The sequence below is a fragment of the Curtobacterium sp. MCBD17_008 genome (genome assembly GCF_003234475.1).
In the GTDB taxonomy this organism is placed as follows: domain Bacteria; phylum Actinomycetota; class Actinomycetes; order Actinomycetales; family Microbacteriaceae; genus Curtobacterium.
This window is the reverse complement of record NZ_QKTK01000006.1, coordinates 61,159-75,928: the sequence shown is the minus strand read 5'-3', so window position 1 is coordinate 75,928 and position 14,770 is coordinate 61,159. Positions and strand designations below refer to the sequence as shown.

General features: G+C 71.2%; 12 protein-coding genes. 7 read left to right on the top strand and 5 right to left on the bottom strand.

The window, feature by feature from the left end:
* Window positions 1-236: 236 nt before the first annotated feature.
* Complete coding sequence (gene glnA / locus DEI95_RS07605; RefSeq protein WP_110825433.1) at window positions 237-1,661, bottom strand: type I glutamate--ammonia ligase; 1,425 nt, start codon at window positions 1,659-1,661, stop codon at window positions 237-239.
* A gap of 142 nt (window positions 1,662-1,803) precedes the next feature.
* On the opposite strand from glnA, the gene DEI95_RS07600 reads away from it, so the two are divergent.
* Window positions 1,804-2,241 carry an RDD family protein gene (locus DEI95_RS07600; protein ID WP_111059857.1) on the top strand — a complete coding sequence of 146 codons (438 nt, stop codon included), beginning with the start codon at window positions 1,804-1,806 and terminating at the stop codon, window positions 2,239-2,241.
* A gap of 134 nt (window positions 2,242-2,375) precedes the next feature.
* Here DEI95_RS07600 and DEI95_RS07595 read toward each other — a convergent pair whose 3' ends face one another.
* Window positions 2,376-3,089: a DUF4191 domain-containing protein gene (locus DEI95_RS07595; protein ID WP_111059856.1), complete on the bottom strand. Its 714-nt coding sequence runs from the start codon at window positions 3,087-3,089 to the stop codon at window positions 2,376-2,378.
* Window positions 3,090-3,217: 128 nt separating this feature from the next.
* Here DEI95_RS07595 and DEI95_RS07590 point away from each other — a divergent pair, with 128 nt between their 5' ends.
* Window positions 3,218-4,042 (top strand): hypothetical protein, encoded by an 825-nt coding sequence (locus DEI95_RS07590; RefSeq protein WP_146243615.1) that lies wholly within the window; start codon window positions 3,218-3,220, stop codon window positions 4,040-4,042.
* An 80-nt stretch (window positions 4,043-4,122) separates the two neighbouring features.
* Here DEI95_RS07590 and sucB read toward each other — a convergent pair whose 3' ends face one another.
* The 3 genes from sucB to DEI95_RS07575 all read right to left on the bottom strand — a co-directional run bounded on the left by sucB (window position 4,123) and on the right by DEI95_RS07575 (window position 8,770).
* Window positions 4,123-5,655 carry a 2-oxoglutarate dehydrogenase, E2 component, dihydrolipoamide succinyltransferase gene (sucB, locus tag DEI95_RS07585; RefSeq protein ID WP_110889708.1) on the bottom strand — a complete coding sequence of 511 codons (1,533 nt, stop codon included), beginning with the start codon at window positions 5,653-5,655 and terminating at the stop codon, window positions 4,123-4,125.
* 67 nt (window positions 5,656-5,722) lie between these two features.
* Window positions 5,723-7,096, bottom strand: coding sequence for a dihydrolipoyl dehydrogenase (lpdA, locus tag DEI95_RS07580; RefSeq protein ID WP_110825438.1), 1,374 nt, complete (start codon window positions 7,094-7,096; stop codon window positions 5,723-5,725).
* 168 nt (window positions 7,097-7,264) lie between these two features.
* Window positions 7,265-8,770, bottom strand: coding sequence for a leucyl aminopeptidase (locus DEI95_RS07575; RefSeq protein WP_111059854.1), 1,506 nt, complete (start codon window positions 8,768-8,770; stop codon window positions 7,265-7,267).
* A 95-nt stretch (window positions 8,771-8,865) separates the two neighbouring features.
* Between DEI95_RS07575 and DEI95_RS07570 the strand changes: the two genes are divergently transcribed.
* The 5 genes from DEI95_RS07570 (at window position 8,866) to DEI95_RS07550 (ending at window position 14,679) form a co-directional block, all read left to right on the top strand.
* Window positions 8,866-9,780, top strand: coding sequence for a proteasome assembly chaperone family protein (locus tag DEI95_RS07570; protein ID WP_111059853.1), 915 nt, complete (start codon window positions 8,866-8,868; stop codon window positions 9,778-9,780).
* A gap of 63 nt (window positions 9,781-9,843) precedes the next feature.
* On the top strand, window positions 9,844-11,163 hold the full coding sequence (locus DEI95_RS07565) for a nitrate/nitrite transporter (RefSeq protein ID WP_111059852.1): 1,320 nt from the start codon (window positions 9,844-9,846) through the stop codon (window positions 11,161-11,163).
* Window positions 11,164-11,334: 171 nt separating this feature from the next.
* On the top strand, window positions 11,335-12,639 hold the full coding sequence (locus DEI95_RS07560) for an RNA polymerase sigma factor (RefSeq protein ID WP_111059851.1): 1,305 nt from the start codon (window positions 11,335-11,337) through the stop codon (window positions 12,637-12,639).
* A gap of 7 nt (window positions 12,640-12,646) precedes the next feature.
* Complete coding sequence (locus DEI95_RS07555; protein WP_111059850.1) at window positions 12,647-13,909, top strand: MurT ligase domain-containing protein; 1,263 nt, start codon at window positions 12,647-12,649, stop codon at window positions 13,907-13,909.
* A complete protein-coding gene (locus DEI95_RS07550) occupies window positions 13,906-14,679 on the top strand; it encodes a hypothetical protein (RefSeq protein WP_111059849.1) in 774 nt (257 codons plus the stop codon). The genes DEI95_RS07555 and DEI95_RS07550 overlap by 4 nt, the downstream gene beginning before the upstream one ends.
* Window positions 14,680-14,770: the final 91 nt, after the last annotated feature.

The window sequence follows — 14,770 nt, the reverse complement described above, 5'->3', positions numbered from 1 at the left end:
GCGGTGCGGTGCGGTGCGGTGCGGAGCGGTGCGCGGCCCGGTGCCGGTCCGCAGGGCCGCCACCGCGCCTCCAGGCGGACGCGCACGGCGGTCCCGCCGCGGAAGCGACAGATCAGCGGAGAAGTTCGGCCGCCATCTGTCGCTTCGGCGCAGGGGACGGCTCCCTGCTCTGCGGACGCGCACACGAGGAAGGGCCCCGCACCTGACGGTGCGGGGCCCTTCCTGGTGTGCGGAACTCAGACGCCGAAGTACAGCTCGTACTCGAACGGGTGGGGACGCTGCGCGAGGGGGAGGATTTCCTTCTCACGCTTGTAGTCGATCCAGGTCTGGATGAGGTCCTCGGTGAAGACGTTGCCCTTCGTGAGGAATTCGTGGTCCGCCTCGAGCGCGTCGAGCGCCTGCGACAGGCCGGCCGGGACCTGGGGGATGTTCTTGGCTTCCTCGGGCGGCAGCTCGTAGAGGTCCTTGTCGACCGGCTCGTGCGGCTCGATGCGGTTCTGGATGCCGTCGAGGCCGGCCATGAGCTGCGCGGCGAAGGCGAGGTACGGGTTGCCGGACGCGTCGGGCGCGCGGAACTCGATGCGCTTGGCCTTCGGGTTCGTGCCCGTGATCGGGATGCGGATCGCAGCCGAACGGTTGCCCGCCGAGTAGACGAGGTTGACGGGGGCCTCGAAGCCCGGGACCAGGCGGTGGTACGAGTTCACCGTCGGGTTCGTGAAGGCGAGCAGGGCCGGGGCGTGCCGCAGGATGCCGCCGATGTACCAGCGCGCGACGTCGGACAGGCCGCCGTAACCGTTCTCGTCGTAGAACAGCGGGGTGCCGTCCGACCAGAGCGACTGGTGGGTGTGCATGCCCGAACCGTTGTCACCGAACAGGGGCTTCGGCATGAACGTGGCGACCTTGCCCCACTGCTCGGCCGTGTTCTTGACGATGTACTTGAACTTGAGGATGTCGTCCGCGGCGTGGACCAGCGTGTCGAACTTGTAGTTGATCTCCTGCTGGCCGCCGGTGCCCACCTCGTGGTGCGCGCGCTCGAGCTCGAGGCCGGCGTCGATCAGCTTCAGCGAGATGTCGTCGCGAAGGTCGGCGGTCTTGTCGACCGGCGAGACGGGGAAGTAGCCGCCCTTGTACGGGGTCTTGTTGGCGAGGTTGCCGCCCTCTTCCTCGCGGCCGGTGTTCCACGCGCCCTCTTCCGAGTCGACCGAGAAGAACGACTCGTTCTGCGTGACCGAGTAGCGGACGTCGTCGAAGATGTAGAACTCGGCCTCGGGGGCGAAGAACGCCGTGTCCGCGATGCCGGTCGAAGCGAGGTACTTCTCGGCCTTCTTGGCGACCTGGCGCGGGTCACGGCCGTAGATCTCGCCGTTGCGCGGGTTGTAGATGTCGAACACCATGATCAGCGTGCGCTCCGCGCGGAACGGGTCCACGTAGGCGGTGGTCACGTCGGGGATGAGCTGCATGTCCGACTCGTGGATCGACGCGAAGCCGCGGATCGAGGAGCCGTCGAAGAGCTGACCGACGGCGAAGAAGTCCTCGTCGACCGTTGATGCGGGGATGTTGAAGTGCTGCTGGACCCCGGGGAGGTCCGTGAACCGGATGTCGAGGAACTTGACGTCCGTGTCCTTGATGAACGCGAGCACCTCGGAGGAATCACTGAACATGCGAGTCGGTCTCCTGTGGCGTTGGGTGGTGTCGAGGGAACCAGGAGGCACCCTCCGACGAGGCTAGAGACACCGGGTTTCCCGGACGTGACTGCGTTGTTTCCAGCGTGTTACGCACCCGCCGACCGCCTACGCTGGGGACATGGCCCGCTCCGCTCCGTCCACCCCGCCCGCAGCCGGCTCCGGTCGGACCGAGTGGCCGGGCAAGGTCCTGGGGCTGCCGGAGTCGGGTCCGCGGAGCATGGGCAGCTTCGGCCGGCGGTTCCTCGGGCTGGTGATCGACTGGGCGCTGGCCTCGCTCGTCTCCCTCGTCATCGGCACGTACGGCGCGGCGGGCAACTTCATCACGTTGGGCATCTTCGCCGTGCTGCAGGTCCTGTTCATCGCGCTCGCGTCGGGGTCGTTCGGGCACCTCTGTGTCGGGCTGCGCGTGGTGCCGATCCGCGGGGGCTACGTCGGCGTCTGGCGCCCGGCGGTCCGCACCGTGCTGCTGTGCATCGTCGTCCCGGCGCTCATCCACGCGAAGGACGGCCGTCCGCTCCACGACGGCGCTGCCGGTACGGTGCTCGTCCGCCGCTGACGGCGCGGGTCCTCGTGCGGCGGTGCCGTCCGAGCCAGCCGGTGCCGTCCGAGCCGGCCGATGCCGTCCGATACCGGAGGACGACGATGCCCCCGACCAGGACGGTCGGGGGCATCGGGACGCGGCGGTGACGGTCAGCGCGGGCGACCCGCTCGGACACGCGTGGGGTCGATGCCCTTCGGGATGGACGCGGCAGGACCGTGCGTCAGCGAGTCGAGTCGGTTCGACACCGCCAGCACCTCGTTCCGGTTCAGGGCCTTCTTGTGCTTGTTCATGGCCCTCGGCAGCTTGTGCAGCGTGACCTGGCCGTCACCGTCGCCGACGTTGACGACGTGGATCGGCACGTTCGGGACGATGCGGGCCACCTTGCGGCGCTCCTCCTCGACCTGGCGCGTGAGGTTGCCGACCTGACCCTCGGTGATGAGGATGACGCCCGGCGTCCCGACCGCGCGGTAGACCGCAGCCTGCGAGCGACCGTGGACGGCGACCGGCATCTCGCTCGACCGCCACTGACGCCGCAGCGAGTTCGTCAGCACGGCGCCGACGGCACCGGGCTGCCCCTCGATCTGCGAGTACGCGGCCCGCTCGGCCAGACGCCCGAGAACGATGAGGAACAGCAGCACGCCGAGCAGGACGCCGGCGAGGATCCAGAGGACGATCGCGAGCCAGTTCTGACCCGGCAGGAGCAGCGCCAACAGGACGCCCGCCACGACCGGACCGAGGAACGCGAGGGCGAACCACCAGACGGACGACGGGTCGGCCCGGCGCGTCATGGTGAAGACCTGGTACATCTGCTTGAGACGACCGGGCTCCTTCGCCGGGGTGCTTGAGGAACTGCTGCGTGCCATGCCGTCAAGGATACGGCCTGGCACGCGGATCGGAGACCGCCCGCCCTCAGGCTGTGGGCGAACGGGACGTCTCCACCGGTCCTGGTCGCGGACGGGAGGCCCGCCCCACCGCCGGCACGCTGGTCACCGTGGACCTGGAACAACCGACCGACCGCTGTTGGCGGACCGCGACGCCCTCGGACGCCTTCTGGGAGTGGGTCGCGGACCGCAGTTGCCTGGCGCACGACCACCTCGTCGCCGTCGCGCAGGTGGGTCGTGACGAGACCGGGACGCTCGTCGTGCGGACGGCCGGACCGTCCGGGCTGGCGCTGCCGACGGCACTGGACCGCATCGGGTCGCCGACACCGGGCGTCGCCGTGACGCTCACGCTCCCGCTGCTCGAGGTCGCGCTGCTGGCGGACGCCGGCGCGCTGCTGCTCGGCTCCGCCCGCGTGGAGGACGTCGTCGTCGACGACGCGGGCGCGGTCGTGCTCGTCGACCGCCCTCCGGGCGCGGACGGGCAGCAGCCCGCGGGGTCACTCCCCGGGGTCGAGGCGCTCGTGCTCGCGGTCCGTGCCGTCTGGGACCGTGTCGACGCCCGGGACGCCGGGATCGCGGGCCCGGGTGCGGACGGGATCGACGAACGGTGCTCCCTGGCGCGGACGCACGGCGGCGCGGCCCTCGTGGAGCTCGACCGCGCGGTCCGGGCGGCGGCACCACCGCGTCCCGTGCGGTGGGACCCGCCGCCGCTGCCCTACGCCTTCGAGACCGCAGACCGCCACGGCACGGCGACGGGCGGGCGTCCGGGAACGCAGGGAACGCTGCCGGTCGGCCGCCTGCTCGTGGCGTGTCGGGAGGTCCTGACATCGGGCGTGCCGCTCGCCGGCCGACGGGTCGGTGTCCGTGCGGTCGTGACCGTGCTGGTGGTCGTGGCGGGTCTCGTCGTCGCCGTCACGCAGGGTCGGGGCCGATGACCGGGCCGGGGACGCGGAACGGCCCCGCCTCCCGGGTGGGAGACGGGGCCGTCGGCGTGGTGTCCGTCCGACCTGGGTGGTCAGTACCCGAGGTTCGGAGCGAAGTTGCCCTCTTCGAGGCGGTTCTTCACGGCCACCAGGTACCGGGACGCGTCCGCGCCGTCGATGATCCGGTGGTCGTAGGAGAGCGCCAGGTAGACGAACGAACGGATCGCGATGGCCTCCTGGCCGTCGACCTTCACCACGGCCGGACGCTTCGTCACGATGCCCGTGCCGAGGATCGCCGACTGCGGCAGGAAGACGACCGGGGTGTCGAACAGCGCGCCGCGCGAACCGGTGTTGGTCAGCGTGAACGTGCCGCCGGCGAGCTCGTCCGGCTTGAGCTGGTTGTTGCGCGTGCGCTCCGCGAGGTCCGCGATCGCCGTCGAGAACTGCGCGAGGTCGAGCGACGCCGCGTCCTTGATGACCGGGGTGAGCAGTCCGCGCTCGGTGTCGACCGCGATCGAGACGTTCTCGGTCTCCGGGTAGACGATCTCCTCGCCGTCGACGGTCGAGTTGATCTTCGGGTGCGCCTTGAGCGCCTCCGAGGCCGCGAGGGCGAAGAACGGCATGAAGGAGAGCTTCGAACCGGTCTTCTCGAGGAACTCGGCCTTGTGCGCGTCGCGGAACTGCGCGACCTTCGTCACGTCGACCTCGACGACACTGGTGAGCTGCGCGGTCGAGGTCATCGACTGCACGGCCCGCTCGGCCACGACCTTGCGCAGGCGGGTCATCTTCTCCCGCGTCCCACGCAGCGGCGAGACCTCGGCGACGAAGGGACCGGACTGGGCCGGAGCGCTGGTCGACGCCGACGCTGCCGGGGCGGCCGCCGCTGCCGAGGCCGCGGCGAGCACGTCCTCCTTGCGGATGCGGCCACCGACACCGGTGCCGGCGACGGTCGACAGGTCGACGCCCTGCTCGTTCGCGAGCTTGCGGACGAGCGGGGTGACGTACCCGGATGCCGCACCGTTGGTGGTGGGGTTCGGGACCTCGGCCGAGGGCGTCGACGCCGGGGCGGCCGCGGCGGGGACGGCCGCGGGAGCCGGGGCTGCCTTCGCCGGAGCGGGGACCGCGGCCGGCGGGGCGGCGGCGGGCGGCGGGACCGGAGCGGCCTGCGGCACGGGCGAGGCCGCCGGCGGCGCGGACGGAGCCTGCGGGGCCGCGGGCTGCGTCTGACCGGCCGGTGCGGGCTCGGGCTCGGTGGGCTCCGGGGCCTTGGCCTCGGTGTCCTGCTCCGTGCTCGGCGCGGTCTCCGGCTCGGACTCCTGTGCGACCGCCTCGGTCGCGTCGTCGGTGGACTCGGAACCGCCCTGGTCGGAGGAGTCGCCACCGCCGGAACCGTCACCGATCTTCACGAGCGGGGTGCCGACCTCGACGGTCTCGTCCTCCTGGACGAGGATCTCCTCGATGACGCCGGCGACCGGCGACGGGATCTCGGTGTCGACCTTGTCGGTGGAGACCTCGAGCAGCGGCTCGTCGACCTCGATCCGGTCACCGACGTTCTTCAGCCATCGGGTGACCGTACCCTCGGTGACGCTCTCCCCGAGCGCCGGGAGGTTGACGGATTCGCTCATCGGGTGGACTCCTCTTCGCAGGCGTGGTTCGTGGTTGTGGTGTTCGTCGTGCGCACGTGCGTGTCGATCACAGCGCGTGCAGCGGCTTGCCCGCGAGGTGCAGGAAGGCCTCGCCGAGGGCTTCGTTCTGCGTGGGGTGGGCGTGCACGAGGGGAGCGACGTCCTCCGGGTGCGCTTCCCAGTTCACGGCGAGCTGGGCTTCACCGATGAGCTCGCCGACGCGCGCGCCGATCATGCTGACGCCGACGACCGGGCCGTCGATGACGCGGACGACCTTCACCGCACCGGCCGTACCGATGATGTGGCTGCGGCCGTTGCCGGCGAGGTTGTACTCGTAGGTGTCGACCTTGTCGGCGCCGTACTGCTCCTCGGCCTTCGCCTGGGAGAGCCCGACCGAGGCGACCTCGGGGTCGGAGTAGGTGACCTTCGGGATGTTCGTGTCGGAGATGACGACCGGGTTGAGACCGGCGATCTCCTCGGCGACGAAGATGCCCTGCTGGAAGCCGCGGTGGGCGAGCTGCAGGCCCGGGACGATGTCGCCGACGGCGTAGACGTTCGGCAGGTTGGTGAGGAGGCGCTCGTTCGTCGTGACGAACCCGCGCTCCATGGCCACGCCGACCTCGTCGTAGCCGACGTTCTGCGTGACCGGGCCACGGCCGACGGCGACCAGGAGGACGTCGCCCTCGTAGGTCGCGCCGTTCTCGAGCGTGACGACGACGCCGTTCTCGTGCTGGTCGACGTGGTCGAACCGGACGCCGAGCGAGAACTCGATGCCGCGCTTGCGGAACGCGCGTTCGAGCTGCTTGGACATCGACTCGTCCTCGGCGGGGATGAGGTGCGGCAGGCCCTCGACGATCGTGACTTCGGCGCCGAACGACTTCCACACGCTGGCGAACTCGACACCGATCACGCCGCCACCCAGGATGACGACCTTGTTCGGGACGTAGTCCATGCGGAGCGCGGTCTCGGAGGTGATGACCCGGCCGCCGATCTCGAGGCCCGGCAGCGACTTCGAGTAGGAGCCGGTGGCGAGGACGACGTTGCGACCGGTGACCGTCTGGTCGCCGACCTGCACCGTGTTCTGCGAGGTCAGCCGGCCCCACCCCTCGACGACGGTGATGCCGCGGGCCTTGATGAGCCCCTGCAGGCCCTTGTACTTCGAGTTGATGACGCCCTGCTGGTACTCGATGACCTTCGGCACGTCGACGCCGGTGAACTCGGCGATGACACCGTACTTCTCCGCGTCACGGGTACCGTCGGCGATCTCGGCCGAGTGCAGCAGTGCCTTCGTCGGGATGCAGCCGCGGTGCAGACACGTCCCTCCGAGCTTGTCTCCCTCGATGAGCGCGACGCTCATGCCGAGCTCGGCGGCCCGGAGCGCTGCGGCGTAGCCGCCGCTGCCGCCACCGAGGACCACGACGTCGTAAGTCTGTTCCGTCACCTGGTGCAACTCCCTCGTGCGTGTCAGGGGCGGCTTGGTGTCTCTTGGACGCCGTCCCGGTGGACACCGCGCGGCGGCGTCCGGCGGTCGGACCGTCTGTACCGGTCCCGTCCCGTCAGTTCCGGCGGGGAGCACGCTGACGCGGCGGCCCCGCCGGAACCAAACCTACTACTTGCCCTGCAGGTCTTCTGCGAGTGCGACCAGGGTCCGGACCATCACACCGGTCGCGCCCTTGCCGAGCCAGCCGTACCCGGCACCGCGGTTCTCGGACGGGCCGGCGATGTCGAGGTGCGCCCACGGGATGGTCGTGCCGTCGGCGGTCGTGCCGACGAAGCGCTCGAGGAACTTGGCGGCGAGGAGCATGCCGCCCGCGGTCTGGCCGACGGTGGCGTTGACCATGTCGGCGACGTCGCTCGCGAGCCGGCCGTCGAGCTCCTCCGGCATCGGCATCGGCCAGACCGGTTCGGCGACGGCGTCGGCGACCGCGCGGACCTGCGCGACGAACGCGTCGCTGCCCATGAGACCGGTCGTCCGGTCGCCGAGGGCGACCATCTGCGCGCCGGTGAGCGTCGCGACGTCGACGATCGCGTCGGGCTGCTCGAGCGAGGCCGCCGCGATCCCGTCACCGAGGACGAGGCGTCCTTCGGCGTCGGTGTTGGTGACCTCCACGGTCTTCCCGTTCTTGAGGGTGAGGACGTCGCCGGGGCGGATCGCCGACCCGGACGGCATGTTCTCGGCGAGGCAGAGCCAGGCCGTGATCTTCGTGTCGAGACCCAGGCGTGCCGCGGCGACCGTCGCGGCGAGCACGGTCGCCGCGCCGGTCATGTCGGTCTTCATGCCGAGCATCGACGCGGCGGGCTTCAGCGAGAGGCCGCCGGTGTCGAACGTGATGCCCTTGCCCACGAGCGCGAGGTGCTTCGCCGCACCGGCCGGCTCGTACCGGACGACGACGAGTCGCGGCGGCCGCACCGAGCCCTGACCGACCCCGGCGATGCCGCCGAAGCCCTGCTGCTCGAGCTCCGCCTCGTCGAGGACCTCGACCGTGAGGGGCAACCCCTCGGCGACCGCGGCCGCGACGTCGGCGACGTCCGACGGACCGAGGTCGCCGGCGGCGGTGTTCACGAGGTCGCGCACGAGCGATGCCGCCTCGGCCACGACGGCCGGACGCACGGTCGCGTCGGCGTCCACCGATGCGGGGGCGAGGACCGTGATGCGCTGGTCGCCGCGGACCGGACCGGTGGTGCCGGTGCCCTTGTGCCGGGTGAAGGCGTACGAGCCGAGGGCCGCGCCCTCGAGCGCGGCGGCGACGGCGTCGTCGTCCTCGGTCGTCAGCGCGAGGGCGATCGAGCCGACGTGCGGGAGCTGCCGGACGGCGCTGCCCGCGGCGGAGCGGACGGCGGCGGTCCCGGTCGCACTCCCGAGCCCGACGAGGGCGACGCCGGCAGCGGCGACCCCGGCGGCGGCACCACCGGGGATGCGGACGAGCTGGTCCTTCGCGCCGGTGGCGCCCACGGCCTCCAGGTCGAGCTGTTCGAGGCCGGGGACGGGGCCGACGGCGGTCGGTGCGAGGGTGGCGGGGCCGCCGTCGGTGCCGGGGCGGACGCCCACGACGAGGACGTCGGCGTCGACGGAGGCGGGGGAGGAGGAAGTGGTGGAGAGCGTCGGTCGGACCATCGCACCAGCCTACTGACGGTGCTCTGACGGCCTGTTCGCTGTCGGCGTGGGCGGCGGTCCGGGCCGCGTCGGCGTGCCCGCCTAGCATTGGCCGGGTGAACCACCCCGAGGACCTCTACACGCTCGACGAGTCCGCCCCGACGGTGCCCGCCGGGCTGCACCTCGTCGCCGCCCTCACGGGCTTCGCGGACGCGGGCTCGGCGGTGGCGCAGATCACGACGTCGATCACCGGCTCCCTCGAGTCGCAGCTCGTGGCCGAGTTCGACCCGGACGTCCTGCTCGACTGGCGCGCCCGCCGCCCGGTGATCACGTTCGAGCACGACCACATCACCGCCGTGGAGCCGCCCCGGCTCACCCTGCACCTCGTGCGCGACGAGCTGGGCCAGCAGTTCCTCTTCCTGTCGGGCTACGAACCCGACTTCCAGTGGAACCGCTTCGTCCGCGCCGTCGTCGACCTCGCGGAGGACCTGCAGGTCGCCGACACCACCTGGGTGCAGGCGATCCCGATGCCGGTGCCGCACACCCGGGCGATCGGCATCACCGTGTCCGGCACACGGGCGGACCTGGTCGAGTCGATGAGCGTCTGGAAGCCCGAGACGCAGGCGCCGGCGAACGTCCTGCACCTGGTGGAACACCGCCTCGCCGAGCTCGGGCAGCAGGTGACCGGGCTCGTCCTGCTCGTCCCGCACTACCTGGCGGACACCGAGTACCCCGACGCGGCCGTCGCCGCCCTGTCCGGGATCTCGGCCGCGACCGGGCTCATCTTCCCGACCGACGCCCTCCGCGAGGAGGGGCGGGAGTTCCTGTCCCGGGTCGACGAGCAGGTCGCCGGCAACGCCGAACTCCAGCGCCTGGTCGGCGCGCTCGAGCAGCGCCACGACACGTACATGGAGGGCAACCCGGTGGCCTCCCCGCTGACCGGCGCCGACGGTGAGGTGCCGACGGCGGACGCGATCGCCGCGGAACTCGAACGGTTCCTCGCGGACCGTCGCACCGCCGACGACGACTGACGTCGGCGCGGGGTCACGGTCCGCCCGCGCGGACGGTGCCCGCGTGGTGGCTAGCCTGGTCGGGTGAACTCCCGCCGCGCCTTCGTCGTCTGGGGCGTCGCCGTCCTGGCGTACGTCCTCGCGGTCGTGCAGCGGTCGTCCCTCGGGGTCTCCGGGGTCGACGCGCAGGACCGCTTCGCCGTGTCGGCCGCCGTGCTGTCGACGCTCGCGGTCGTGCAGATCGCCGTCTACGCCGGACTGCAGATCCCCGTCGGGATCGCGCTCGACCGCGTCGGTCCGCGCCGCCTGGTGCTCCTCGGGGCGGTGCTGCTCACGGTCGGGCAGGCCGTGGTCGCGGTGTCACCGACCATCGGCCCGGCCGTCATCGGGCGCGTGCTCGTCGGAGCGGGCGACGCGATGACGTTCATCTCGGTGATGCGACTGCTGCCGATGTGGTTCAGCGGGACGCTACTGCCGCAGATCTCGCAGTGGACGGGCAACCTCGGCCAGATCGGCCAGATCGTCTCCGCGTTCCCGTTCGCCCTGCTCCTGCACTCGGTCGGGTGGGACGCGGCGTTCGGCGTCGCAGCCGTCGCCAGTGCCGTCGGCCTGGTCCTGGCGGTGGTCTTCGTCCGTGCGGGGCCGGTCGCGGTGCGCACGGACACGATCCCGATCCCGCACTCGTGGGGTGCGGCGTTCGGCACCTTCGGCCACGCCCTCCGCCGGCCGGGCACGCAGCTCGGGTTCTGGTCGCACTACGTGACGCAGTCCTCCGGCACCGTGTTCAGCCTGTTGTGGGGCGTCCCCATGCTGCGGGGGCTCGGGTACTCACCGACCGAGGCGGCGAGCTTCCTGACGGTCATCGTGGTGGTCGGCTTCGTCGCGGGGCCCGTCCTGGGACTCCTGTGCGCGCGCTTCCCGATGCGCCGGTCGAACCTGGTGCTCGGGATCGTCACCGCCCTGGGCGTCGTCTGGACCGCGGTGCTGCTCTGGCCGGGGCAGCCGCCGACGTGGCTGCTCGTCCTGCTCGTCGTGGCGATGGGCGTCGGTGGTCCGGGCTCCCTCATCGGCTTCGACTTCGCGCGGTCGTTCAACCCCGTCGGCTCGCTCGGATCGGCGAACGGCGTCGTGAACGTCGGCGGGTTCCTGGCGGCCTTCGTGATGATGTTCGCCATCGGGACGCTGCTCGACGTCCTCGCCTCGGCCTCCGGCACCGACACGTTCGCGTGGCAGAACTTCCGCGTCGCGATGACGGTGCAGTACGTCGTCGTCGGGTTCGGCGTCGTGATGCTCCTGTCCGCCCGTCGCCGGACCCGCGCCCGTCTGCACGCCGAGGACGGAATACGGGTGGGACCGCTGTGGGTTGCACTCGTTGCACGCCTGCGGAAACAGCGCGTGCAATAATGACCACGGACCCTTTCGGGTTCCCCGCGTCCGACGTCGGGGGACTTGACATGGGTCCTAGTGCTGCCCGGAACGGTAGGACCAGACGACGTGGGGGACCGCGGCGGTGGCCCTGGGCGGCGAGGGAAGGCCACGACCCCAGGAACGTGGCACGACGAGGAAGGTGATCGCATGGCTGCCCGGAGCACGACGGTCGATCCCACGAAGGACACCACGCCCGACGGCGTCGTGGCGGAAGACGCCACGGAGACGGAGGGCACGGTCGCGCCGAAGAAGCGCGCCACCAGGACCACCACCGCCGCCAAGAAGGCCGCGCCGAAGAAGGCGGCCCCGAAGAAGGCCGCGGGCAAGAAGGCGACCGCCGCCGCCGACGACGAGGACGGCGACGTCGAGGACGACGCCCCGGTCGAGGTCGTGGAGGACACGACCGACACCACCGACGAGGTCGCCGAGGACGAGTCGGCTGCGAAGCCCTCGACCGAAGCCGCCGCGGTCGCCGCGGGTGCGCTCGTCATCTCGCAGACCGACGACGACGAGGCTCCGGTCTACTCGACGACCATCACGGGTGCCACCGCGGACCCGGTGAAGGACTACCTCAAGCAGATCGGCAAGGTCGCGCTGCTGAACGCCGAGCAGGAGGTCGAGCTCGCGATGCGCATCGAGGCCGGCCTGTTCGCCGAGGACAAGCTGCAGCACTCGACCGGGCTCTCGAAGCCCGAGGAGCGCGAGCTCCGCTGGGTCGCGCGTGACGGTCAGCGTGCCAAGTCGCACCTGCTCGGGGCGAACCTCCGTCTCGTCGTCTCGCTCGCGAAGCGCTACACGGGCCGCGGCATGCAGTTCCTCGACCTCATCCAGGAGGGCAACCTGGGCCTGATCCGTGCGGTCGAGAAGTTCGACTACACGAAGGGCTTCAAGTTCTCGACCTACGCGACGTGGTGGATCCGTCAGGCCATCACCCGTGCCATGGCCGACCAGGCCCGCACCATCCGCATCCCGGTGCACATGGTCGAGGTCATCAACAAGCTCGCCCGGGTGCAGCGGCAGATGCTGCAGGACCTCGGCCGCGAGCCCACGCCGGAAGAGCTCGCCCGCGAGCTCGACATGACGCCCGAGAAGGTCGTCGAGGTGCAGAAGTACGGCCGCGAGCCGATCTCGCTGCACACGCCGCTCGGCGAGGACGGTGACTCGGAGTTCGGTGACCTCATCGAGGACACCGAGGCGGTCGTCCCGGCCGACGCGGTGGGCTTCACCATGCTGCAGAAGCAGCTCGAGAGCCTGCTCGACTCCCTGTCCGAGCGCGAGGCCGGCGTGATCCGGATGCGCTTCGGCCTCGGTGACGGCCAGCCGAAGACCCTCGACCAGATCGGCGACACGTTCGGGGTCACGCGCGAGCGGATCCGTCAGATCGAGTCGAAGACGATGGCGAAGCTCCGCCACCCGTCCCGGTCGCAGTCGCTCCGCGACTACCTCGAGTAGGCCGCCCGTGCGTTTCGCGATCCCGATCCTGGTCGGGCGGATCCTCCGTGCCCTCGCTCGTGCGCGGGGCGGCGGATCCGCCTACCCGGGCTACGTCGTCCTCAAGCTCGTGCCGGACTTCCTGCAGCACGTCACCCGGCAGTTCCCGAACGGCGTCGTGTTCGTCCTCGGGTCGAACGGCAAGTCGACGACGACGCACATGATCTCGGAGATCGTGCGTGCGCACGGGCTCCGGGTCTTCACGAACCCGTCCGGGGCGAACCTGCCGCAGGGGATCGCGTCCGCGCTCCTGTCCGAGGTGTCGCTGACCGGCAAGCTCAAGGCGGACATCGGCATCCTCGAGGTGGACGAGGCCTTCGCCGTCGAACTGGGGGGCATCCTGTCGCCGTCGACGGTGACGATGCTCAACGTCCAGGTCGACCAGCTCTACCGGTTCTTCGAGACCGAGCGCGTCGCCACGATGATGCTCGACACCGCGGCGCTGTCGTCCGCGAACGTCATCACGAACCACGACGACCAGTTCCTGGACGCCTACACGCCCGTCGACGGTCAGCGCGTGCTCCGCTTCGGTGCGAGCTCCGAGGTCGTGGCCGCTGCGCCGAACGGCCTGCAGAACGCCGACGACTTCGTCGCCGGGACGGACCGTGCCCAGACGACGGCCGACGCCGAGGTCGTCGTGTTCACCGGCGACGGCGCGACCATCGCCTTCGACGGCGACGAGGTGCCGGTGCGCCTGCCGGCTCGCGGCCTGCACTATGCCGTCGACGCCGCGGCGGCGACCGCGACCGCGAGTGCCGCGCTCGGCGCCCAGTTCCGTGCCGACGCCGTGACGAAGGCGTTCCAGCGGATGAAGCCGGCGTACGGGCGTGGTGAGCGTCTGCCGATCGCGGGCGAGTCCGCCGAGTTCACGATGTTCAAGAACGCCGCGAGTCTGCAGCTGAACCTGGACGCGCTGCCCGCGCACCCGGAACAGGTGCTCATGGCGATCGACGAGGGCACCCCGGACATCTCGTGGATCTACGACATCGACTTCTCGAAGCTCGACCACGTGGACGTCGTGTCGGGTGACAAGGCGTGGCAGATCGCGATCGCCCTCGAGCACGCCGGCGTCCGCATCGGCCGCGTCGAACCCGACGTCGAGTCCGCGATCCGGCACATGCAGGGCCTCGGGGCGACGACGACCGGCACGAAGAACTTCATCGTCAACTACGAGATCATGATGATCGCCCGGAAGGCCCTCGGCCACCCGGACCTGGAGAAGACCGCATGACGGCCGATCGCCTGACCATCCTGCACGTGTACCCGCGCCAGATGGGGGTCTCCGGGGACCGCGGCAACGTCGCGGCCCTCGTCCGTCGCGCCGCTGCGGCCGACATCGACACCGAGGTCGTGGAGTACGCCCCGGGCGACACGCTCCCCGCGTCCGCGGACGTCGTGCTGGTCGGCAACGGACCGCTCAGCGCGATGCGGTCGCTCGGTGCCGACGTCACCCGCGTCGGTGCGCCGCTGCGCGACTTCGCCGCCGCCGGCGTGCCGGTCGTCGCGGTCGGCGGCGGGTTCGACCTCGCGACGAACCAGGTCGTGCCGACCGAGGGCGCCCCGGTCGACGGGTTCGGGGTGTTCGACGCCCGCGCCGTCCGCGGTGCCGAGCGCCGGGTCAACTACTTCGTGCTCGAGACCCGGTACCCGCTGCTCCCCGGCGCCTCCACGCGCCTCGCGGGCTTCGAGGACCACGCCGCGCGCATCGAGCTGGCCGACGGCGTCGAACCGTTCGCGGACGTCGTGTCCGGTGGCGGCAACCAGGCCGGTGCACCGGTCGAGGGCGCGATCGCCGGCACGTCGTTCGGCACCCACACCCAGGGGCCGATCCTGCCGCTCAACCCGCAGCTCACGGATGCGGTCCTCGCCGCGGCGACCGCCCGCCTCGGACGGACGTACGCACCCGACGCCGAGCGCACCGCGACGATCGACCGGTACGCGCGCGAAGCCCGCGCCACGGTCGACCGCTACGTCGACAAGGCGTTCAAGCGCATCACCTGATCCCGCCGTCGGGCAGCGCCCGACGACAGGACGACGCACCGGAGGCCCGGTGCCGGTCTCGTGAACCGGCACCGGGCCTCCGGTGCGTCGC